The 22,180-nt window shown below is 52.1% G+C and carries 17 protein-coding genes; 11 read left to right on the top strand and 6 right to left on the bottom strand.

From position 1 onward, the window contains the following. From BM114_RS09270 to BM114_RS09230, 9 genes are all read left to right on the top strand, one after another. The coding region (locus BM114_RS09270; RefSeq protein ID WP_218151483.1) for a transposase at window positions 1-334 on the top strand (334 nt) is incomplete at its 5' end. Between the two features lie 152 nt (window positions 335-486). Beyond that, entirely contained in the window at window positions 487-870 is a 384-nt protein-coding gene (locus BM114_RS09265) for a PH domain-containing protein (protein WP_092112731.1), read from the top strand. Beyond that, complete coding sequence (dacB, locus tag BM114_RS09260) at window positions 867-2,135, top strand: D-alanyl-D-alanine carboxypeptidase/D-alanyl-D-alanine endopeptidase (RefSeq protein ID WP_092112729.1); 1,269 nt, start codon at window positions 867-869, stop codon at window positions 2,133-2,135. Before BM114_RS09265 ends, dacB begins: the two co-directional genes overlap by 4 nt. A gap of 184 nt (window positions 2,136-2,319) precedes the next feature. After that, window positions 2,320-2,505, top strand: coding sequence for a hypothetical protein (locus BM114_RS09255; protein ID WP_092112727.1), 186 nt, complete (start codon window positions 2,320-2,322; stop codon window positions 2,503-2,505). A 13-nt stretch (window positions 2,506-2,518) separates the two neighbouring features. Beyond that, a complete protein-coding gene (locus tag BM114_RS09250; protein ID WP_143089297.1) occupies window positions 2,519-4,132 on the top strand; it encodes a fimbrillin family protein in 1,614 nt (537 codons plus the stop codon). Window positions 4,133-4,451: 319 nt separating this feature from the next. After that, window positions 4,452-7,583 carry a SusC/RagA family TonB-linked outer membrane protein gene (locus BM114_RS09245; RefSeq protein ID WP_092112741.1) on the top strand — a complete coding sequence of 1,044 codons (3,132 nt, stop codon included), beginning with the start codon at window positions 4,452-4,454 and terminating at the stop codon, window positions 7,581-7,583. Window positions 7,584-7,598: 15 nt separating this feature from the next. Next, window positions 7,599-9,569 carry a RagB/SusD family nutrient uptake outer membrane protein gene (locus tag BM114_RS09240; RefSeq protein WP_092112723.1) on the top strand — a complete coding sequence of 657 codons (1,971 nt, stop codon included), beginning with the start codon at window positions 7,599-7,601 and terminating at the stop codon, window positions 9,567-9,569. 17 nt (window positions 9,570-9,586) lie between these two features. Then, window positions 9,587-10,861 carry a DUF4959 domain-containing protein gene (locus tag BM114_RS09235; protein ID WP_092112721.1) on the top strand — a complete coding sequence of 425 codons (1,275 nt, stop codon included), beginning with the start codon at window positions 9,587-9,589 and terminating at the stop codon, window positions 10,859-10,861. A gap of 30 nt (window positions 10,862-10,891) precedes the next feature. Then, the gene (locus BM114_RS09230) at window positions 10,892-12,076 is read left to right on the top strand and encodes a DUF4998 domain-containing protein (protein WP_092112719.1); all 1,185 of its coding nucleotides are present in this window, start codon (window positions 10,892-10,894) and stop codon (window positions 12,074-12,076) included. Between the two features lie 359 nt (window positions 12,077-12,435). On the opposite strand, the gene BM114_RS09225 is transcribed toward BM114_RS09230, so the two are convergent. The 4 genes from BM114_RS09225 to BM114_RS09210 form a co-directional block, all read right to left on the bottom strand. Beyond that, window positions 12,436-14,166: an acyl-CoA dehydrogenase family protein gene (locus BM114_RS09225; protein WP_092112717.1), complete on the bottom strand. Its 1,731-nt coding sequence runs from the start codon at window positions 14,164-14,166 to the stop codon at window positions 12,436-12,438. Between the two features lie 68 nt (window positions 14,167-14,234). Further along, entirely contained in the window at window positions 14,235-14,612 is a 378-nt protein-coding gene (locus BM114_RS09220; protein ID WP_092112715.1) for a four helix bundle protein, read from the bottom strand. 87 nt (window positions 14,613-14,699) lie between these two features. After that, a complete protein-coding gene (locus tag BM114_RS09215; RefSeq protein WP_092112713.1) occupies window positions 14,700-15,722 on the bottom strand; it encodes an electron transfer flavoprotein subunit alpha/FixB family protein in 1,023 nt (340 codons plus the stop codon). Between the two features lie 14 nt (window positions 15,723-15,736). Next, on the bottom strand, window positions 15,737-16,606 hold the full coding sequence (locus tag BM114_RS09210; RefSeq protein WP_092112711.1) for an electron transfer flavoprotein subunit beta/FixA family protein: 870 nt from the start codon (window positions 16,604-16,606) through the stop codon (window positions 15,737-15,739). A gap of 459 nt (window positions 16,607-17,065) precedes the next feature. Here BM114_RS09210 and dnaG point away from each other — a divergent pair, with 459 nt between their 5' ends. Beyond that, window positions 17,066-19,033, top strand: coding sequence for a DNA primase (gene dnaG / locus BM114_RS09205; protein WP_092112709.1), 1,968 nt, complete (start codon window positions 17,066-17,068; stop codon window positions 19,031-19,033). 18 nt (window positions 19,034-19,051) lie between these two features. Next, a complete protein-coding gene (gene cls / locus BM114_RS09200; protein ID WP_092112707.1) occupies window positions 19,052-20,476 on the top strand; it encodes a cardiolipin synthase in 1,425 nt (474 codons plus the stop codon). A 196-nt stretch (window positions 20,477-20,672) separates the two neighbouring features. On the opposite strand, the gene rsmD is transcribed toward cls, so the two are convergent. Both rsmD and BM114_RS09190 read right to left on the bottom strand, forming a co-directional pair. After that, a complete protein-coding gene (rsmD, locus tag BM114_RS09195) occupies window positions 20,673-21,251 on the bottom strand; it encodes a 16S rRNA (guanine(966)-N(2))-methyltransferase RsmD (RefSeq protein WP_092112705.1) in 579 nt (192 codons plus the stop codon). Continuing rightward, window positions 21,248-22,066, bottom strand: coding sequence for a DUF3822 family protein (locus tag BM114_RS09190; protein WP_092112702.1), 819 nt, complete (start codon window positions 22,064-22,066; stop codon window positions 21,248-21,250). The genes rsmD and BM114_RS09190 overlap by 4 nt, the downstream gene beginning before the upstream one ends. Between the last annotated feature and the right edge of the window lie 114 nt (window positions 22,067-22,180).

Here is a 22,180-nt window from a genome sequence, read left to right as displayed (position 1 = left end):
GGTGTTCGCCGACAGAGGCTACATCAAGAAGGCACTCTTCGAGCATCTCTTCGACCAGGGCATCCATCTCGTGCATGGCCTCAAGGCCAACATGAAGAATAAGCTCATGCCCATGTGGGACAAGATCATGCTCAGAAAAAGGTACATCATCGAGTGTATCAACGAATTGCTCAAGAACAAGGCCAACCTCGTGCATTCACGACACCGGTCCATACACAACTTTATGATGAACCTATGCTCGGCTCTCGCGGCCTACTGTTTCTTTGACAACAAGCCGGAGGCGCTGCCAGTGCATGTGGAGAAATCAAGACAATTAGAGCTATTTGCATGGTAATCTTATCCCGAACTCGCGTATTAATATTCCGTCCTCCCGATAATATAATCCAGTCCTCCCAATAATAATATAAGGTATATAAAAAGACTTAAAATCTGCCTTGAAGGGGCAGAATAGAACATTTTTTTGTAATTTTGCAGGCGGATAGTGATATGAGCAGGACATTCCATCATCGTTTCACGCTGCCCGCAAAGTGCTCGATAGCCTTGTTTGCGCTGCTGGCCTTCTGGCTGTTCTGGCAGCGCATGCCCGTCGTGGCACTCGTTGTGGTCATGGTCGTGGTGATGATGATGGAGCGCGTGCTGCACAGCAGCTATACGCTGACAGCCGACCGGCTGCTCATAGACCGGGGCCGCTTTGCCCGCCGCCGTGAGATACGCCTCAGCGACATCGTGAGGTGCACGCCGATGACGGGTGTCTTCGGGCTTTCACATTATCTGCTCATTGAGCATGGAGCCGGTAGGCTGACGACGGTGCAGCCCTCGGAAGAGGCCGCCTTCATGCAGGAAATCAAGAAACGACAGGAAAGGTTATGACGAGATATACGAGAGAAATCATCTGCGGACTCATGCTGATGGCCGTGCTGACGGCACGGGCGCAGGTAAACGGCAAGAACTTTGAGGACGAGGACAACGGCAACACGGCAGATGCTGCCCTGATAGACACGCTCCGCAAGGACAGCGTGAGCCTGCCCTGGCCGCAGTCGGTGCAGCGGCAGCTCGACCGGCTGGTGGGAAGCGAGATGTTCGAGACCTCGCAACTCGGGCTGATGGTGTATGACCTCACGGCCGACTCGGCCATCTACAGGCATAACGAGCAGCAGAAGATGCGCCCCGCCTCGACGATGAAGCTGGTTACGGCCATCACCGCCCTCGACCGCCTCGGCGGCAGCTATCAGTTCAAGACCGACCTCTGCTATACGGGAAAGGTGGAGAACGGCACCCTCACGGGCGACATCTACTGCGTGGGGCACATGGATCCCCGCTTCAACAGCGACGACATGAATGCCTTTGTGGAGAGCCTGAGAAAGATGGGGGTGGACACCATCCGCGGGCGCCTCTATGCCGACAAGAGCTTCAAGGAGTCGAGCCTGCTGGGCGAGGGATGGTGCTGGGACGACGACAACCCCGAGCTCTCGGCCCTGCCCTACGGGCGCAAGGACAAGTTCATGGACCGCTTCGAGCGTGAGCTGCGCGAGTCGGGCATCGTCGTGCAGGCCTATAGTGTCGTGGGCACAAAGCCCGATTCCGCCTACTGCATCTGCACCCGGTTTCATACCATGGACCAGATACTGATGAAGATGATGAAGGAGAGCGACAACCTCTATGCCGAGTCGATGTTCTATCAGATAGCCGCCTCCACGGGCGAGCGTCCTGCCACGGCCGCCGACAGCCGCAAGCTCGTGCGCCGTCTCATCGACAAGCTCGGGCTGAGAGGCTCTGACTATAAGATAGCCGACGGTTCGGGACTCTCCTTATATAATTATGTGTCGGCCGAACTGGAGGTGCGGCTGCTGCGCTACGCCTATCAGAATCAGAACATCTATCTCCATCTGCTGCCCTCATTGCCGCGGGCAGGCATGGACGGAACGCTGCGCAACCGCATGGGCGGCTCATTCACGCAGGGCAATGTGAAGGCCAAGACGGGCAGCGTAACCGGCGTCTTCAGCCTTGCGGGCTACTGCACCGCCTCCAACGGGCATGAGCTGTGCTTCGCCATCATCAACCAGGGCGTCATGCACGGCAAGAACGCGCGTGCCTTCCAGGATCGGGTGTGCGAGGCGCTCTGCTCCCCGCAGTAGTCCGGAGGGGATTTCCCCAATGTCCTCAAAGGATAATAATCCTTAATCCTTGTTAATTTTTGGGGAGGACGAAACTTACTTCTCTGTTTTCTTTATAAATTTGTAGCGATTTTTCTTTGTGGCGTTTACAGGGAGAAATGGTATTATTGATTTTAGAGAGTTTATAGAGTAATAAAAGAACAAGATGAAAAGAAAGAAATTTTATGTGGTTCCCGAGACGGAGGTTATTGCCGTTTACGGGGAACAGTTGCTGCAGGACACGAGTACGCAGCACACCTCCGGCGTGCAGGACGAGACTGTGGATGATGGCGAGGATGCCGATGCTCCCTTCAATTTTGCAAAAGGACATAACTGGTTTGAGGAGGATTGACATGAAAGGACACATGAAAATGAAGACCGTCCTCATGGGGATGGTTGCCTTGATAGGCATGGCGTCGTGCAGCAATGACGACAACCAGATTGCGCAGGGAACCACGGGAGAACTGGAAGGCACCGACATGGAGCTGACTTTCTCCGTGAATGAGTCGCAGGATGAGTCTGTGTTTACGCGCGCAATGGCCGATGAGCCGCAGACGGAGCGTCAGACTTTCATGGGCATGGAGGTGGAGACCACCGTCACGGAGGACAAGACCGGCGCGCCCTCTGCCGCCGAAGCACGCACCCGCGCTACGGTTTACAATACCGTTGACTTAGAGGGAAAGACGGTGTATGCCTTTGTCTATGACCCATCGACCAACAAGACCGTAGCCGCCCGGCAGACACTGACCGTAACAGGCGGCAAGCTTACCGTGAGGGGAAAGCGCGGATGCCAGATACTTTTCTACATCGGGAATGCGCCGTACGCCTCAAAAGGAGTGGATCTTAGTGCCATTACCGTCTCTCAGAGCAGTTCTACCGACCCGATGCAATGCGTGTCGGATGTCATCACGAGCGCAAACCAGGACCTGGGCACGCTGTCGTTCAAGCATGTGTTCACCAAGATTCGTGTAGTGCTGAAGACCTCCGACGGCAGGACGGTCAATGCCTTTAAGGTTACCTCAAAGGATGCGTTGAGCAGTCAATCTGCCTCGGTCAATATCTTCGACAGGTCATATATCGTGTCGGGAAGCAAGTCGACGGTAAGCTTAGAGGTAAAGAACAACACCACTTCTACGGCTACCGCTGATTATAAGAACATCATCGTCGACCCGTCGCAGCCAGAGAAGGAACTCTCCATGCTCTTCGCTGAGGATGGGCAAGGCGCAACGATTGGCGGTTCGAGAAATATGCTGACGAAGGTGAACAATCTCCTTACGCTCAAGACGCGTAAGCTGCTGCCCGGTCATCGCTACAGCATCAATCTCACCGTGAAGCCTGCGACCGAGGAATATATGAACAGCGGATTCCGTGCCGACAAGAACTTCTACCAGTGGGATGCGTATGAGCCCTACGGTGTGGGCGACCCACACACATGGAGTGCAGGCAACTCTGGTATCCATAAAGTTCCGGCTGGAGGGCAAAATCAGGATATTGCCACACAGAGTTGCAAGGATTGTCCCTCGGCCGACGAGGCAAAGATGTATCTCGGAGCCGGCGTACTGATAGATGACGGTCATACGGGCGCTTATCAGCAGGCATATATCACGACCGATCCGGCTACAGGCGAGAAGCGCACTTATCACGGAGGTGTCTGGCTTAAGAAGAAGCAGTATATTCCAGGCTTTGCCGCAGGTACTGCCCCCAAGGCTACAAGTGCCGCTGTTACCAATGGCAGGCCGACGGCTGAAAACATCAATGAGTACTTCTTCCTGCCTTTCTATGGTTTCTATGACAATACTTCCGGTTTGACGAACCTGTATCACTCTTATGGAGCTGCTGGTTACTTCATGTCGAAGACGGCCAATGAAACCGGATATGCATATTATTTAACCATAAACTCAACATCGGCAAGGTTCGGTAGAGCATTGAACTGGACGAGCAATGATCTCTGCTCCACCACTATTTGGTCGGCAGACTAATCCGGGCGGTTTAATAGCATTATCACCTATTAGGAAGGATTATTACCCCCTTCCCTTTTGACGGCCCTCCGATTGCCATGCGGCAATCGGAGGGCTTGTCGTGAGGTGCGAGTATTGCAGATATAGTAGTTCATTGCGCAATACTGCACAACTTTTTGTGCTCTTTTCGTTTTGAATAATGACTTTTCCTGTTAAATACTTTGAATTATCTAATTATTTCTTTAATTTTGAGGCAGAATTTTTTGGACCTAAGGAAAATCCCCTTATAAAAGAGAAATAATAGAGATAAGTATATCCTTAATAAATAATATAAATGAAAATGAACAAGAAATGTAGTTTAGCGTTATCGTTGCTGCTGATCCTATTCTTCTTCCCGATGGTTGCGTTCGGGCAGGAGATTACGGTGAAGGGTAAGGTAATCGAGAAAGAGACGGGAGATCCTTTGCCAGGCGTTAGTATCGTTATCGAGAAAAGCACGAGGGGAGTCATCTCTGACTTGGACGGTTCGTATGAAATCAGGGCAAAGGCGACTGACAAACTCGTCTATAGCTTCATTGGCAAGCAGACCCAGACCATTGCCGTTGGAGGAAGAACCCAGATTGATGTTACGATGGCAGACCAAGGCAATGAACTTGAAAATGTTACCGTTGTCGCTTTCGGTAAGCAGAAGAAGGAGAGCGTGGTGGGTTCCATTACGACGGTGAGAGTAGATGACCTGAAGGTTCCGTCGAGCAATCTGACCACAGCATTGGCGGGAAATATTGCCGGCATGATAGCCTATCAGCGTTCGGGAGAGCCGGGACAGGACAATGCGGACTTCTTCGTGCGGGGTATCACCACATTCGGTGAAGGAGGGGCAAACCCTTTGATCCTAATTGATAATATAGAGTTGACTCCGGGGGACTTGGCTCGTCTGCGTCCGGATGACATCGAGAGCTTCTCTATTTTGAAAGATGCCTCTGCGGCAGCCTTGTATGGTGCTCGCGGTGCCAACGGCGTAATCCTGGTTACGACGAAACGAGGACAGGAAGGACCAGCCAAGATTTTCGCGAGGGTGGAGCATTCTATACAGTCGTCTACGAAAGATGTGGAACTGGCTGACCCTGTAACTTATATGAAGGCCTATAACGAGGCCATCTCCACCCGCGACCCATTAGGAGAACTGAGATACAGCCAGGACAAGATTGAACAGACGGGAAGGCCTGGGGCCAACCGGCTGATTTATCCCGCCAACGACTGGTATGACATGCTGTTTCGGAATTTTGCACAAAGCACTCGTGCCGATGTTTCCCTTCGTGGCGGCGGGAAGGTGGCCCAATATTATGTGTCGGGTGCCTACACGCAGGATGGAGGTATCTTGAAGGTGGATCATCGCAACAGCTTCAACAACAACATCAACTCGAAAATCTACACCCTGCGTGCCAATGTGGATGTCAATGTAACGAAGACGACAAAGCTGGGAATCAAGCTGCATGGTAACTTCGATGATTATACCGGACCCTTGAATGGTGGGGCGAAAGTCTATGAACAGGTTATGCATTCAGATCCGGTATTGTTTGCGCCTTATTATCCGGAGGATGAAGAGCATATAGGTTACAAGCATATTATGTTTGGTAACTATGATGACGGACACTATGTGAATCCCTATGCGGAGATGGTGCGCGGCTATAAAGACTATCAGCGCTCCCAGATGATAGCTACGATTCAGTTGGATCAGGACCTGAGCTTTATCACGAAGGGATTGAGCTTCAGCACAATGTTCAATCTCACCCGTCTTTCTGACTTTACCGTATCTCGCTATTATTCCCCATATTGGTACACTTTGGGCAATTATGACTCTTATACGGGCGAATATCATGTAAACCGCATCAATGAAAACGGTACGGACTATCTCACTTATTCGGAAGGAGCGAAGAATGTAACTAATACTATGTATTCAGAGAGTCGCTTGAATTGGGCGAATACTTTCGGCAAGAATACTCTCGGGGCATTGCTGGTGTTCACGGTCCGTGAGTCGCGGAAGGCCAATGCAGGCTCATTACAGCTTTCATTGCCATCGCGGAATGTGAGTCTGGCAGGCCGTTTCACCTATGGCTGGGACGACAAGTACTTTGCAGAGTTCAACTTTGGATATAACGGATCAGAAAGATTTGCCAGAAGGCATCGCTGGGGATTCTTCCCCTCGCTCGGCTTAGGATGGATGCTTTCTAATGAGAATTGGTTCGAACCCCTGAGAAAGACGGTAAACAAGTTGAAGCTGAGGTACTCCTATGGTCTTGTAGGTAACGATAAGATTGGTGATGAGAGAAACCGCTTCTATTATCTTTCCGAGATGAATATGGATAATGGAAGTCGAAAAGCAACCTTCGGGGAGTTCCGTGGCACTTCTTATAATGGGATTTCGGCACGACGCTATGCCAACGATGCCATTACTTGGGAGAAATCTGCGAAACAAAACTTCGGTATAGAGTTGGGTCTCTGGAACAGTCTCGACTTAATTGCAGAGTATTATACGGAGAGGCGTAGTAATATCTTTATGACCCGTGCGGACATACCATCTACAATGGGATTGGAGGCCACGATAGGTGCAAACATCGGCAAGGCCTCGGCTAAAGGTCTTGATTTACAGCTGGAATACCGGAAAATATGGAATAAGGATCTCTGGACTTCAGCGCGTGGAAACTTCACCTTTGCCCGGAGCAAATACGAGGTATATGAAGAGCCGATCTATAAAGAGAGCTATCGCCAGCACACGGGCTACTCCATCAAGCAGCAGTGGGGCTATATTGCCGAACGACTGTTTATCGATGACGAAGAGGCCGCCAACAGTCCGTCGCAGGCAAATTTCGGTTCTAAGTATGGTGGGGGAGACATCAAGTATACCGATGTGAATGGCGATGGCGTTATCTCTGAGGCCGACAGGGTGCCGATAGGAAATCCTACCTCTCCGGAAATTGTTTATGGTTTCGGTGTATCTGTAGGCTATAAGGGCTTTGACGCTTCTGTATTCTTCCAAGGTCTTGGTAACGAGTCTTTCTGGATTAATGCGAGTGGATATAGTTCTAGGAACGAGGGAGGTATGGCTCCTTTCTATGGCAACACCCAATTGCTCAAGTCTATAGCCGACAGTCATTGGACGGAGGATAATAGAGATATCTATGCTTTTTGGCCTCGCTTGAGCGCATACCTTAATAATAATAACACTCCTACCAGTACTTGGTGGATGCGTGACGGCTCATTCCTTCGTCTGAAGCAGGTGGAATTAGGCTATACGATTCCTCAAAAGCTGACGAAGAAGTGGCATATGAGCAGCCTGCGTTTTTATCTCTCCGGTTCCAACCTGTTCTGCTGGAGCAGCTTTAAGATGTGGGATCCAGAGCAGGGAACCTCTGCTTTGAACTATCCTTTGCAAAGGGTGATTAATATTGGACTGAATGTTACATTCGAATAAAAAACTTGACGCATTATGAAACTGAAAAATATAAAAGTATTCGTTTTAGTAGGTCTCCTCTCAATGGGGGGCTTTACATCCTGTAACGATTATCTGGATGTAGTCCCTGACGATGGAAATGCAACCTTGGAGAATGCCTTCGACTTGCGCTCTGTAGCAATTAGATACCTGGGTACATGTTACTCTTATCTGACAGACGACGGTTATTCAGGTTCTGATCCAGCATTAACGGGTGGCGACGAGTTGGTTGACCTGTGGGGGCGAATAGCCTCGAACACAAGTGAGCGTGTTCCATATACCATGTCATATATTGCCCGCGGCTATCAGAATGCCAGCAGTCCCTATGGGAATGACTGGACTTCCATGTATAATGCTATCCGGTGTTGCGACAATTTGATAGACAATGTTCATAGTGTTCCGGATATGGACAATGAAGAGAAGGCCCGTTGGACGGCTGAGGCCAAATTCCTGAAGGCCTTCTATCACTTTAACCTTATCCGCAAGTGGGGGCCTGTCCCTATCGTCAGGCATAGTCTTCCAATGGATGCAAGTGTTGAAGATGTTCGTGTATATCGTGATCCTATCGACAGTTGTTTCAACTATGTGCTGGAACTTCTTGACGAGGCAATTCCTGATCTTCCGGATGCCGTGGATGTTGCGGAGTACGGACGCATAACGCAACCTATTGCGGCAGCTTTTAAGGCTCGAGTGGCTTGCTATGCTGCAAGTCCGTTGTTTAATGGTAATGACGATGAATCTCAGCTTGTTGATAATCGTGGTGTCCGTCTTTTCCCGTCAAAGAGCGAGACCGAGAAGACTGAGCGTTGGACAGAGGCTATGAAGGCCTGCAAGGAGGCTATTGACATCTGCGCTAAGGCAAACATAAAACTTTATCGTTGGGATGATATGTATCGGGCAACCGATAGCGTCAGGTTAGACTTTACCTTGCGTGGCGTAATGTGCGAGCGCTGGAATAGTGAGCTTATCTGGGGGAACACTCAACCTCAAAGTGCTTCCGGTTTGCAGATGTGGCAACAGTTGACGCAGCCTAATGTTCAGTATCTTCAGTATGATAATCTGACATGGACGGCCGCTCTGAGCTGTTATGCCTTCATCGGTGTGCCCCTGAAGGTCGTTGATCAGTTCTATACAAACAAGGGTCTTCCCACGCGTTACGATCGCGATTGGCAAGGCGTAAGTGGCCTTGATGTGGTGGTGGCGGATTCCACCCATAAATATTATCTTGAGGAGGGCTATGAGACGGCACGGATGAATGTCGGTCGTGAACCCCGATACTATGCCGATCTTGGTTTCGACGGCAGCAAGTGGATAGGTGGACTGACGAACTATAATGACCTTACCCCCGAGAAAATCTACAACATTGAGTGCCGGATGGGAAAAGCTCTTGCAAGGACTTCTTCTGAAAGCGGACCTACGACGGGCTATTATCCTAAGAAGATGTATTCATATCGTAATCGCATATCCGGTCAAAATGTGAATATGAGCACTTATTGGTATCCCTATCCGATGATGCGGTTGGCCGATCTGTATCTGCTTTATGCAGAGGCCATTAATGAAGCTGAGGGGCCGAACGGCGCGCACAGTACCGAGATGTTTGCCTATGTAGACTCCATCCGACATCGTGCAAATATTCCCGGAGTCAAGGAGGCTTGGGACACTTATAGCACAAACCCGGGTTTCTATTCTACGCAAACAGGCATGCGGCAGATTATTCATCAGGAGCGTTTGATAGAACTGTGCTTTGAGGATCAGCGTTTCTGGGATCTTCGGCGTTGGAAAACAGCTTCGGCAGTCTATGCAGAAGGCATCTATGGCTTAAGTACTAATTCATTTAATGCGGAGGACTACAACAAGAAAATCTTGCTTTATGAGCAACCTTTCGGACAGAAAGATTATTTCTGGCCTATCAGCACTTATAATCTTGAGCATAACCATAATCTTGTGCAGAATCTCGGTTGGAAATAGTTGAAAAGTAAAAGAATATGAAAAAGATATTATTATTCAGTTGCGCTTTGGTCGTATCGCTCCTCCTTTTCAGTTGTGGAGATGGCGATCGGGTAGACCAGATTGATGGATCGATACCTGTTCCTCAAGGAATAAAGGTAACAAAGGTAAGCAGTATACCAGGAGGAGCAGTCATAAAAGTAGAGATCCCTAATGATGTAAATCTAAAGGGGGTCGTGGCAAAATACAATCGTAACGGTACGGATGTAGAGACAAGGATTTCTCGTTACATCGATACTCTGGTTGTAGAGGGGTATGCCGATACACTGGAGCATACGGTACAGGTTTCCTCTTTCAATGTCAACATGGCAGAGTCTGCACCGGTAAGCGTTCAGATTACTCCTTTGGCTCCGGCCATTCAGACTGTTGACTGGGACATGCAGGAAACATTTGGAGGACTGAAGATTCATATTATGGATAATGTGGACCGCGCTGACCTGGCGGTAGTCTTACTTTCCGACGCAGACACTACCGATATCAATAAACCCGATGAAAGTCGCAAATGGGTAGAGGTTACGACGCTTTTCACCTCAGCCAAAGACATCTTCCTGGCTCGCCGTAATCTGCCAGCAGAGACAACATTGTTCGGAGTTTATCTTCGAGACCACTGGGGTAACCTCTCCCCCGTAAAGACGAAGATACTTACACCGTGGGAGGAATCGGAATTGGTTAAGGGAAAATTCAGGTACTTTAATCCGGGTGATGATAATTCTTTCCAGACAAGTGGCAGTTATCCTGTAACAGCCCTTTGGGATAACGGAGTTTCTAATAACAATATCTATGCAAGTGCGAATGGCCCCATGCCACAATGGCTGACGATAAACCTCGGGCAGACTGCGCGCTTGAGCCGCATAGCCTATCGGCCACGCTACAGGTATCTGGTTTGGTCGAGTGCCAATGTGCGCCAGTTGGAGTTCTGGGGAAGCTACGAGGTTCCCACGGGAGTGAAAAATCCCAATAACGAGCATGGATTCGAGGATTGCTGGTTCAAGCTCGGTTGGTTCGAACAACCCAAGCCGTCAGGCTATAATCCCGATGGAACTGTAGGCGAGGTTACGCAGGAGGACTATGACTACTATAACGACAATACAGAATATGAGATGGATAATACCGGCGAATATCCTCATGCAAATGATAAGCTCCGCTATCTGCGCATAGTCTTCATGAATACTTTTACGACTTGGGAGACCAAGGCTACGGTAGGTAGTGTTCAGGTCGGTGAGATTACTCCTTATGGTCAGATTCTTGAGTAGTGTGGTATTAAAAGTTAAAAGAAAATAGTTATGAGAAAGTTCATATATGTAGTATTTTCCGTCCTGATGATAGCTGGATTCAGTTCTTGCAAGGATCAGGCCGACATTTACCAAAAGTGGGTAAAGAACAGCGGATATATTTATCCAGAGAAAAGCACGGGGCTATATGCCTATGAAGGATATAACCGTGTAAAGCTGACTTGGGCTTATCCTAAGGATCCATCGGTGGTCAGGGCTAAGATTTATTGGCAGAACAGGCAGGATAGTATCGAAATGAACTATGCAGACTATGTCGGCCAAGATACGATTAGCATACTGATAGAAGGCCTCTCAGAACATTCGTATGCGTTTGAGGTCTTCAATTATGATGCCGCTGGCAATGTCTCGATGGTGAGCGAAATCACCACTTCTCCTTATGCGGCGAATTGGTTGGCAACCCATGCCGAGCGTGAGATAGTCTCTGCTGAGATCCAGGGCGATGGCTCTGCACTAATCAATACGGGCTTCGGCACCGACGAAATGGTGGCCACTCGCTTCCGATATGTCGATGCCAAGGGCGACACGGTCGTCGTTCCTGAACTCTTGGATGTGAATACGGCTCAGATATCTCTGCCTGATGCCGTGGCCGGCAGTCGCTTCGAGTATTCCTCGGGCTTCTGTCCTACAGAGGGGTTAGACACGATATGGAATGGCTGGAGAAAGTCTCCGTTCCCCATCGCGGGTAAGCTCGACTGCTCAAGTTGGACAGTTGAAAGCAATACCACGAATGACCGCCCGACCTCAAACCTGTTCGACGGCGTTATCGGCAGCGATATCAACCATGCCTGGTGGGCAAGGACGGGCTCTTTCCCGAAAATTCTGGTCATCGACAACGGCAAGGACTCCTATTATATCAATAAGCTGATACTCTATCAGAATGAGGCCGGCGGATACAACTACCGCACGAATAACAATGTCATGGTCTATGTGAGCGATAAGCCGTTCAACAAGGACGCGGCCTTCGATCTTACTGCCTTTACCACCACCGACGAGACCTTCACCCGCGCAAAGGGCAGCTGGGGAACCGTGTTCTGGAACGGCACGGCTTATTGGAGCCGTCCATTAGACAACATGTATAATGCCCGCTACATTGCCATCGTATTCTTCAACAGCCGCCGCAACGGCAATGCCCTGTTTGAGGTAGAGGCTTATGGCTATGACGCAAATGCGGAATAAGAGGTCGGCCTGCGCCCTGAATGTCAGGGAGAAGGTGAGGGCTTGGCTATAGGAGAATCCCGCCGGCATCCATACCGGCGGGATTCTTTTGCTCTTTTTTGTTTTGCCCTTTGCCCTTCCGGCTTTTCCGAGGCAGACCTTTCATGATTTGGGTAGCGGCTTGAAGTCTGACAAAATCGGCGATTTTGTCCCATGATTTCGCCGATTTTGTCCTTCAATCTCGCCGATTTTGTCAGGCAGGTGGCGGTCTTTCTGCTTGATTGGAAACAGCATGAAGAATCCCATTGGCAACCTTGCCAATGGGATTCTCTTTTTATGATCAGCGTCCGCGCTCCCTCGGAACGGGTCTCAAAGTCTTGTCAGGCCTCTTCTTTCGCAGGCTCTTCCTCGGCTGCGAAATCCTTGAGGTCTTCCGCATTGAATGCCTTGATGTAGGCGGCAGCACCCACGATGTTCTCCTCTGCCATGCGCACGAATACATTCGCGCTCTTGGCGAAGAGCTCGGGAGCTTTCGTCGCGTCGTCCAGAATGAGCAGCGACTGGATGATGTTGGCCGTCATGTCATAGAGGCGGCGGCCCAGGAAGTCGTGCTCGTCTTGGTTCTCGTCGGCCTTCACCTTGTCGATGGACTCCCCGTAGAGGGCGATGAGTTTCTCCACGCGTGTCTTCAGCGGCTTCAGGTCGTCGCTCACCTCGCTCTGCATCATTTCCTTCATGATGTCGAGATAGGTGCCGTTGGTGATGTAGCGGATGGCTGCCACCACCTGCAGCTGCGTCGTTCCCTCGTAGATGGAGAAGATGCGTGCGTCGCGGTAGAGGCGCTGGCTCTTGTATTCCATGATGAATCCCGAGCCTCCGTGTATGCTGATGGCGTCGTAGGCGTTCTGGTTGGCATACTCGGAGTTGGTTCCTTTCGACAGCGGCGTGAACGCGTCGGCCAGCCGGGTGTACTTCTTCATCTCCTGACGCTCCTCCGGCGTGAGCTTCCCGTCGCGTGCAATGTCCTCCAGCGCCTTGTAGATGTCCACATAGCGGGCGGTCATATAGAGCAGCGAGCGGCCTGCGTCGAGCTTGGCCTTCATGCGGCTGAGCATGTCGTATACGGCCGGGAAGGTAATGATCTTCTTGCCGAACTGGGCGCGCTCCTTGGCATAGGCGAGGCCCTCGTTATAGGCTTCCTGCTCTACGCCTACGCTCTGTGCGGCGATTCCGAGGCGGGCGCCGTTCATCAAGGCCATCACATACTTGATAAGTCCCAGCCGGGTGCTGCCGCAGAGCTCGCACTTCGCGTTCTTGAATACCAGCTCGCAGGTGGGGCTTCCGTGTATGCCGAGCTTGTGCTCGATGTGGCGCACGGTAACGCCGCCGTCCCTCTTGTCGTAGATGAACATCGAGAGGCCGCGGCCGTCGCGCGTTCCCTCTTCCGAGCGGGCCAGCACGAGGTGGATATCAGAGTCGCCGTTGGTGATGAAACGCTTCACGCCGTTGAGCCTCCATGTGCCGTCCGCGTCCTGCGAAGCCTTCAGCATCACGCGCTGCAGGTCGGAGCCCGCATCCGGTTCGGTGAGGTCCATGCTCATGGTCTCGCCCTTGCAGATGCGCGGGATGTACTTCTGGCGCTGATCTTCGTTGCCGAATTCATAGAGCGTGTCTATGCAGCTCTGCAGGCTCCATATGTTCTGGAAGCCGGCGTCGGCAGCGGCTATCACCTCCGAGGCCATGGAGAACACCACATTGGGGAGGTTCAGTCCGTCGTAGCGGCGGGGCATGGAGAGTCCCCAAAGGCCGGCCTTGCGGGTGGCCTCGAGGTTCTCGTAGGTCTTGCTGGCGTAGATCATGCGTCCGTTCTCGAGGTGCGGCCCTTCCTGGTCCACGCTCTCCGAGTTCGGCTCGATGATGTTGGCAGCCACATCGCCCGTGATTTCGAGCAGTCGCTTGTAGTTCTCGATGGCGTCCTCGTAGCTTACCGGGGCGTCTTCAAACTGTTCCTTGTCTGCATAGTTGCGTTCCTTGAGGTCAACGATGCGCTTCATCAGAGGGTGGTTCAGGTGGAACCCGATCTCTGGATGGTCTGTATAGTAATTTGACATTTTTGCTTGTTTTGCTATAGAATAAAAGAATAATAGAATAAAAGAATAACAGCCATTACCTTGAAAGCTTATATTTGGCTATTGAAATCGTGAGTCTCTATACCTTTTGTAAAGGCATTCAGAAGTCTGCTTGTATCTTCCAGACAGGCCGTCAAGGCATCATGCTCCATAGTCGAAATATATTCTAAGTCTTTGGCCAGCAGCACATAGCACCGGCATTCTTCGAGACTACCTTGGGCTATATTCATGAATTTCAGCTTGTCAGGCTTCGATGTCTTCCTGGAACCCTCGGCAATGTTGGCAACGATAGATACCGCTACTCTTTGGAACTGTGAAGCCAAGCCGTATTTCTCGAAGTCGGGAAACTTCTTTGTGGCCTTGTAGGTCAAGAGTGTAAACTCATAGGCCTTCTGCCAGGCGTGGATGTCGAAGATGCTGTAAGTCATAGTTCCTTAGTCTCAGCGCATTGGGCTTTTTGTTTCCAAGCTATTGGCTTTTATTCTTTTATTCTCTTATTCTTTTATTCTTGATTATCACTTAGTATTACTCTTATAGTATTTTATCAGTTTCGGAACCACTTCCTCCACGGTTCCCGTGATCACATAGTCGGCAATCTGGTTGATGGGAGCGTCGGGATCGCTGTTCACCGAGATGATGATACCTGCGTCCTGCATGCCCGCGATGTGCTGAATCTGCCCGCTGATACCGCATGCGATGTACACCTTCGGATGCACCGTAACACCCGTCTGGCCGACCTGGCGGTCGGCGGCTATCCATCCCGCGTCTACCGCGGCACGGCTTGCACCTACCTCGCCGTGCAGCTCCTTCGCAAGCTGGAACAGCATGTCGAATCCTTCCTTGCTGCCCATGCCATAGCCTCCGGCCACAACGATAGGCGCAGCCTTCAGGTTGTTCTGGGCTGCCTCCACATGGCGGTCGAGCACTTTCACTACATAGTCGAATTCCGGAACATACTTTGCTACTTCCGGATACACCACTTCGTTCTTCGCCTTGCCGTCGTAAAGAGCCTTCTGCATGACGCCTGAGCGCACGGTGGCCATCTGCGGGCGGTGGTCGGGATTCACGATGGTGGCCACGATGTTGCCTCCGAAGGCGGGACGAATCTGATAGAGCAGGTTCTCATAGTGCTGCCCGGTCTTCTTCTCGTCGTAGTCGCCTATCTCGAGCTGCGTGCAGTCGGCCGTAAGACCACTGGTCAAGGACGACGAAACGCGTGGTCCGAGGTCGCGGCCGATGACCGTTGCACCCATCAGGGCTATCTGCGGCTTCTCCTCCTTGAAGAGGTTTACGAGGATATCCGTATGCGGAGCCGAGGTGTAGGGGAACAATCCCTCACCGTCGAAAACGAACAATTTGTCTACACCATACGGCAGGATCTGGTCTTCCACCTTGCCCTTGATGCCCGTTCCGGCAACTACGGCATGGAGCTCAACGCCCAGTTGGTTGGCCAGCTTGCGGCCTTTGGTGAGCAATTCCTGAGATACTTCGGCTACGGTAGTGCCTTCTATCTCGCAATATACAAATACATTATTCATAAAGCACTACTTTTTTAACCGATAATCTTTTCTTCCAACAACTCCTTGACGAGGCTCTCCACATCCGCGTCCGAGGCCGTGAGGGTCTTGCTCTCCTTGGCTTGGAACACGATGTTCTGGACAGCCTTCACCTTGGTAGGCGATCCGGCCAGGCCGCACTGCTGCGGGTCGCCGTCTACATCGGCCACGCTCCACTGGTTCAGGGTGAGGTATGGACGCTCTGCATAGAGCTCCGTCCAGGGCTCGTCGCCCTTGCGCTCCATGGGGCAGGTGGCATACTTGTACTTCATTACCAGCTTGGCGTTGCAGGGGCGGCAGGGAGCCGCGCTGCCATTGACGGTGATGACCACCGGCAGGGGTGCCTCTACGGTTTCCACGCCACCGTCGATATGGCGGCGGATGGTGGCTTTTCCGTCTTCAACCTTCAGTATTTCCTCGGCATAGGTAACCTGGTTGAGCCCCAGTTTCTGGGCAACCTGCGGGCCTACCTGTGCCGTGTCGCCGTCGATGGCCTGTCGGCCGCCGAGCACGATGTCTACATCGCCGATCTTCTTGATGGCCGTAGCCAGGGCATAAGAGGTAGCGAGTGTATCGGCTCCGGCAAAGAGACGGTCGGTCAGGAGCCATCCCGTGTCGGCACCGCGGTAAAGACCTTGGCGGATAATCTCGCCTGCACGGGGAGGACCCATCGTCAATAGGCCGACTGTAGACCCCGGATACTGCTCCTTCAGGCGAAGGGCTTGCTCCAGGGCATTCAAATCTTCAGGGTTGAAGATTGCGGGAAGGGCTGCACGATTCACCGTTCCTTCGGCGGTCATGGCGTCTTTTCCCACATTTCTTGTGTCTGGTACCTGCTTGGCAAGTACAACGATTTTCAAACTCATATAATATATTAATAATGTGTATAATTCTTTTTGCCGGGTGCAAAATTACTATTTTTTTACCTTCCTGACAAATAAATCCTTGGAAAATGCACAGTTTTGAGGGATTTGTGCACAAAAACAGAGATTTGTGCAATGGTTTTCTGCCGCGTTCGTGGAGCTCTTCTTCGGTGGTCCGGGCTGTCAGCATTTCCTCTATGGAGGACAGACGGAGGGATTACAAGCGGCTTGTAATCCTGTTACACACGGCTTGTAATTCGATTACACACGGCTTGTAATCTGATTACACACGGCTTGTAATCTGGCAGATAGCGGTCTTTTCGTCTTGGGGCAACGATTAAATTTGCCGAAATAGTTTGCATTCTCTCAAAATTGCAGTATCTTTGCATAAGGCAGGCTGCACTCGGCAGTATGAGAGCAAGTTCTCGCTGCGCTCGCTTGCGCTGCCTTCTTCCAATAGATATGATAGACCGCCAGACCATAGAAAGAATCAAGGATGCCGCCGACATCGTGGATGTGGTGTCGGATTTCGTTACACTGAAGAGGAGCGGAGCCAACTACAAGGGGCTCTGCCCGTTCCATAACGAGAAGACGCCGTCGTTCATCGTTACTCCTTCGCGCGGCACCTGCCACTGCTTCGGCTGCGGCAAGGGCGGCGATGCGGTGTCTTTCATCATGGAGCACGAGCAGATGAACTATCCCGAAGCCTTGCGCTGGCTGGCCAATAAGTATCACATAGAGATACAGGAGCGTGAGCTTTCGCCCGAGGAGAAGAAGGAGGAGAGCGAGCGCGAGTCGATGTATATCGTCAATGAATGGGCTGCCTCTTATTTTGAAGAACTCTTACATAACAATGTAGACGGGCTTGCGCTCGGCATGCAGTATTTCCGCAGCCGCGGCTTCCGCGACGACACCATCAAGGCCTTTCGGCTCGGCTACGACCTTCAGGACCGTCGCGCTCTTGCCCGGACGGCTCTGGGCAAGGGCTATCAGGAGGAGTTCCTGCTCAAGACGGGCATCTGCTTCAAGACCGACCAGGGCGAATTGCTCGACCGCTATGCGGGGCGAGTGGTCTTTCCGTGGGTCGGACTGAACGGGAAAGTGCTCGGATTCACCGCCCGTGTGCTGGACGCGCGCACCAAGGGAGTCAGCCAGAAGTATGTGAATTCCCCCTCGTCTGACATCTTCGACAAGTCGAATGCACTCTACGGCATCTATCAGGCCCGCAAAGCCATTGCCAAGGAAGACCGCGTCTACTTGGTGGAAGGTCAGGCGGATGTCATCTCTATGTATCAGAGCGGCATCCATAATGTGGTGGCCGGGTCGGGAACGGCACTCACATTCCCGCAAATCCGCATGCTGCACCGCTTCTCCTCGAACATCACCTTGATATACGACGACGACCCGGCAGGCATCCATGCCGCCCTCCGGGGCACCGACATGCTGCTCTCCGAGGGGATGAACCTTAAGGTGCTGCTGCTGCCCGAGGGTGAGGATCCCGACAGTTTCGCCCGCAAGAACACGGCTTCTGATTTCCGGAAGTATATTGAGGAGAACCAGACGGACTTCATCCAGTTCAAGACCAGCTTACTCCTGAGGGGCGAGACCGACCCCCTGAAGCGCTCAGAGGCCATCAACTCCATCGTGCAAAGCATTGCCGTGGTGCAGAACCAGATACTCCGCGACACCTATCTGCACGACTGCGCCCAGCGCATCGGCATCAACGAGGCCACCCTCATCAATCAGATGAACCGCTTCATCCGCCAGAACAAGGAGAAGAAAGGCAGCCCCGACACCCGCCAGCCGGAACGAATCCAGGTGGCGCAGCCCGCTGTCCAGCCGTCGTCCATCGACCTCCTGTCGTCCAAGGTGGAGCAGATGCTCGTGCAGATGATTATCTGTCATGGCGAGGAGGTCATCTTCAAGGATGTGGAAGACGAGAACGGGGTGGCCTATAACCTGACGGTGTCTCAGTATGTCGACTACGATCTCTCCGCCGACGGCCTCAAATTCCAGAATCCGCTCTTCAACCGGGTCTTGCGGGAGGCCGTGGAGCATAACGCCGACGAGGACTTCAAGGCCGAGCCCTACTTCCTCAACCATCCCGACCTCGACATCAGCCGACTGGCCGCCGATATGAGCGTACGCCGCTATCAGCTGCTCGAAAGCCTGAAAAACAAGTCGGCCGTGCCCGAGGCAAAGGAAATTTCGGAGAAAAACCGGATAGCGAACCTCCGCAACCAGACCCTTCATCTCATTGCCGACTTCCGCATGGACTATGTGGAGAAGCACCTGCTTGAGCTGAAGAGACAGATCAGTGAGTCGCAGGGAGATGGCGGCAAGATGCTCCGCCTGATGAAGGAATATACCGACATGCAGCAGATCCGCAATGCTCTCGCTAAGAAACTCGGCAACGAAATCATTGTCTAAGACTCAAAATCAGGCACTATGATATACATCCATTGGCTGGGATTACTGGTTTATCTGTTTGTGATTGTCGCAACCATGATCAAGATACTGATGGACAACCGTCAGCCTGCCAAGACCATGGCATGGCTTCTGGTGCTGGGGTTCGTGCCCGTGGCGGGAATCATCTTTTACTTTTTCTTCGGGCAGAACACGCGGAAGGAACATCTGATCAGCCAGCGGAGCCTCGACCAGCTCACTAAGCGCAATATGCTGGAGTTCGCCGAGCAGCGCAACATGCGGTTTCCCGAGGAATACAGGGCGCTGATGCGTCTCTACGCCAACCAGAATATGGCTCTGCCCTTCAAGGATAACGAGGTGGAAATCTATACTTCCGGCTATGAGTTTTTTCCCGCCTTGCTCCAGGAAATAGGGCGGGCGAGGCAGCATATCCACCTCCTGAGCTACATCTTTGCCGACGACGAGCTGGGCAATCTGATAGCCGACGCCCTCATCGACAAGGCCGGTCAGGGCGTGGAAGTACGCGTCATCTATGACGATGTGGGCAACTGGAAGGTGCGTACGGCGTTCTATGAGCGCATGCGCGATGCCGGAATCGATGTGCATGCCTTCATGCCGGTGAAGTTTCCGGCCTTTACGAGCAAGGTGAACTACCGCAACCACCGCAAGCTCTGCATCATAGACGGCCAGGTGGGATTCATCGGCGGCATGAACATCGCCCTCCGCTATGTGAAGGGAACGCGGCGACAAGGCTGGCGCGACACCCACCTCAAGGTAACGGGCGGTGCCGTCTATGCGCTTCAGCGAGCCTTCCTCGTCGACTGGTATTTCGTAGACCGCACCCTTATCACCAGCCGCAAATACTATCCGAGGCTCAATTCCGCCGTTGAAAACAACTGCCTGGCCCAGGTCGTTACGAGCAGTCCGGTATCCCAGTGGCCGGAAATCATGCAGGGTTATGTACGCATCCTGCTTCAGGCAAAGCGCTATGTATATATCGAGACCCCCTATTTCCTCCCCACGGAGCCGATACTCTTCGCCTTGCGGACGGCTGCCGTGGCCGGCGTGGATGTGCGCCTGATGGTGCCGCTGCATGGAGACTCGAAGCTCACGGAATGGGCGAGCCGCTCTTATGTCAGCGAGGTCATCGAGGCAGGGGTGAAAGTCTACTTCTATCAAGCAGCCTTCAACCACTCCAAGCTGCTCGTCTGCGACGACAGCCTGTCGTCCTGCGGCTCTACGAATGTGGACTTCCGCAGTTTCGAGCACGACTTCGAGTCTAACATCTTCTTCTATGACGAGGCAATGGCCCTGCGCATGAAGCAGGTGTTTCTTCATGATCAGGCAGACTGCATTACGGTTGCCGAGTTCCTGGACAGGCAGAGATACCCCTTCATCAAGCGCCTCTGGGAGTCGCTGGTGCGGCTGCTTGCCCCGCTGCTGTAGGTTGGGGAATTGAATGTTGGTGCCAGTTCTGGAAAGTGTTCCTTGCTGCTGGGGGGAATGGGATTTGCCTCAGAAAAACCGGGAAGTCGTTACCGACACTACAAAATCGGCGAAATCGTGCGACAAAATCGCCGATTTTGCCCGACAATCTCGCCGATTTTGTTAGTCTGATAGCCGTTGGAAGCATTGTCTTTTCTTACTCCTCGCTCTGTTTCGAGGTATTTCCGCCTGATTCAGGGGCGGTTTGCCGGAATATGGAGAAGTTCACGCTGCCGTAGGCGCGGTGGTCGATGAGACGCGGATGTGCCTCGAAGTCGTTTTTCTTTCCATGCTCGAAGACGAGTATGCCGTTATCTTTCAAGAGATCATATTTGAAGATGAGGTCTGGTATCTGCGGCAGTTCGGGCAACGCGTAGGGTGGGTCGGCAAAGATGAGGTCGAACTTCTGGCGGCATGTTTTCAGGAATCGGAACGCATCGCCGCGGATGAGGATGTGCCTGTCGGTATCCAACTTCTTCATGCACTGCCGGATGAAGTTGGCATGGTCGCGGTCGGATTCCACGCTGACCACCGACGCGCATCCTCTGGAAAGCAGCTCGAGCGAGATGCTTCCCGTGCCGGCAAAGAGGTCGAGGGCTGTGCCGTCTTCAAGGTCCATGTATCCCTGAAGCACATTGAAGATGTTCTCCTTGGCGAAGTCGGTGGTAGGGCGCGCCTTGAAGGAGCGTGGAATGTCAAAATGCCGGCCCTTGTATATCCCTGTGATGATTCTCATTTCCCTTTTAAGAATAAGGTGATCAGGTCGAGCGTGATGCCCTTTATCTGGGTGATGGGAGCACGGTTGAACTCTCCGGCGGGGTTGATGCAGTAGGCCTGACGGATGTATTTCTTCAGCATTTCCAGCACCTTTTCCCTGTCGGGAGCCTCTCCGGCGATGCAGAGCTCGTCTTTCTCGGCGTCGAGATTCAGCTGGTTCCACACATAGAGCAGGAAATAGACGGAGTCGTTGGCGCGGTTGGTGTCATAGCAGTTGCAGAACTTGAAGCGGTTCTTGTCAAAACTGAAGATGTCGAGCTTGTCGTCGTGAAAGTAGCCGTACAGCTTTCGGTTGTTTCCCGTGAAGCTGCGATTGTGCATGTAGCTCCACACGGGCTGGACTACGGGCGTGTATCTCACATCCGGGAAGTGGTCTTCGATGACCATTTTCAGGTCCTTGTTGATGCCGAACACCGCTACGCTGTTCAAGTCTGGCACAATGCTCTGTATGACGATGTCGTTGTCGGAATCTGGAAAGCTGTGGCGGTAGAGGGCTTCCTTCGTGCTTTCGTCAAACTCCTCGACGGGAATCATCAGCACTCTCGTGTCTGATAATACCTGTGCCCGCTGATAGCCGCGGTTCAGGAGGGCTGCCGTCCTGAACGCCTCCCTCATGTTTGCGGCCGTGGAAATGCCGCTTTTTGCCATGAACGGCTCGTAGGCAATTTGTGTCTCCACGGTGTTGTCTATGACGGAAAACGACAGGCTCTTGCTGCTGATGCGCAGCGTGATGCGGGGGCGCTTGATGATGGTGCTGGTTTCGAGTTCCTGCATATTTGGCGGTTTGCTGGTTTCTGTATGGCGGGGGCTTGCGATAAAATCTTCTGTAGACTATCGCTGTTTCCCCGTCTTTTTATTATCTTTGTAAGTGCAAAAATACAAAAAAAG

The organism is Prevotella sp. KH2C16 (assembly GCF_900113305.1).
Lineage (GTDB): Bacteria > Bacteroidota > Bacteroidia > Bacteroidales > Bacteroidaceae > Prevotella.
Note: the sequence above shows the minus strand (reverse complement) of the source record. Positions and strands in the feature narration are given on the sequence as shown.

Excerpts from the sequence above, each read along its gene's own strand:
- BM114_RS09265 (WP_092112731.1), top strand. The coding sequence starts at position 487 with ATGAGCAGGACATTCCATCATCGTTTCACGCTGCCCGCAAAGTGCTCG.
- dacB (WP_092112729.1), top strand. The coding sequence starts at position 867 with ATGACGAGATATACGAGAGAAATCATCTGCGGACTCATGCTGATGGCC.
- BM114_RS09255 (WP_092112727.1), top strand. The coding sequence starts at position 2,320 with ATGAAAAGAAAGAAATTTTATGTGGTTCCCGAGACGGAGGTTATTGCC.
- BM114_RS09250 (WP_143089297.1), top strand. The coding sequence starts at position 2,519 with ATGAAAATGAAGACCGTCCTCATGGGGATGGTTGCCTTGATAGGCATG.
- BM114_RS09245 (WP_092112741.1), top strand. The coding sequence starts at position 4,452 with ATGAACAAGAAATGTAGTTTAGCGTTATCGTTGCTGCTGATCCTATTC.
- BM114_RS09240 (WP_092112723.1), top strand. The coding sequence starts at position 7,599 with ATGAAACTGAAAAATATAAAAGTATTCGTTTTAGTAGGTCTCCTCTCA.
- BM114_RS09235 (WP_092112721.1), top strand. The coding sequence starts at position 9,587 with ATGAAAAAGATATTATTATTCAGTTGCGCTTTGGTCGTATCGCTCCTC.
- BM114_RS09230 (WP_092112719.1), top strand. The coding sequence starts at position 10,892 with ATGAGAAAGTTCATATATGTAGTATTTTCCGTCCTGATGATAGCTGGA.
- BM114_RS09225 (WP_092112717.1), bottom strand. The coding sequence starts at position 14,166 with ATGTCAAATTACTATACAGACCATCCAGAGATCGGGTTCCACCTGAAC.
- BM114_RS09220 (WP_092112715.1), bottom strand. The coding sequence starts at position 14,612 with ATGACTTACAGCATCTTCGACATCCACGCCTGGCAGAAGGCCTATGAG.
- BM114_RS09215 (WP_092112713.1), bottom strand. The coding sequence starts at position 15,722 with ATGAATAATGTATTTGTATATTGCGAGATAGAAGGCACTACCGTAGCC.
- BM114_RS09210 (WP_092112711.1), bottom strand. The coding sequence starts at position 16,606 with ATGAGTTTGAAAATCGTTGTACTTGCCAAGCAGGTACCAGACACAAGA.
- dnaG (WP_092112709.1), top strand. The coding sequence starts at position 17,066 with ATGATAGACCGCCAGACCATAGAAAGAATCAAGGATGCCGCCGACATC.
- cls (WP_092112707.1), top strand. The coding sequence starts at position 19,052 with ATGATATACATCCATTGGCTGGGATTACTGGTTTATCTGTTTGTGATT.
- rsmD (WP_092112705.1), bottom strand. The coding sequence starts at position 21,251 with ATGAGAATCATCACAGGGATATACAAGGGCCGGCATTTTGACATTCCA.
- BM114_RS09190 (WP_092112702.1), bottom strand. The coding sequence starts at position 22,066 with ATGCAGGAACTCGAAACCAGCACCATCATCAAGCGCCCCCGCATCACG.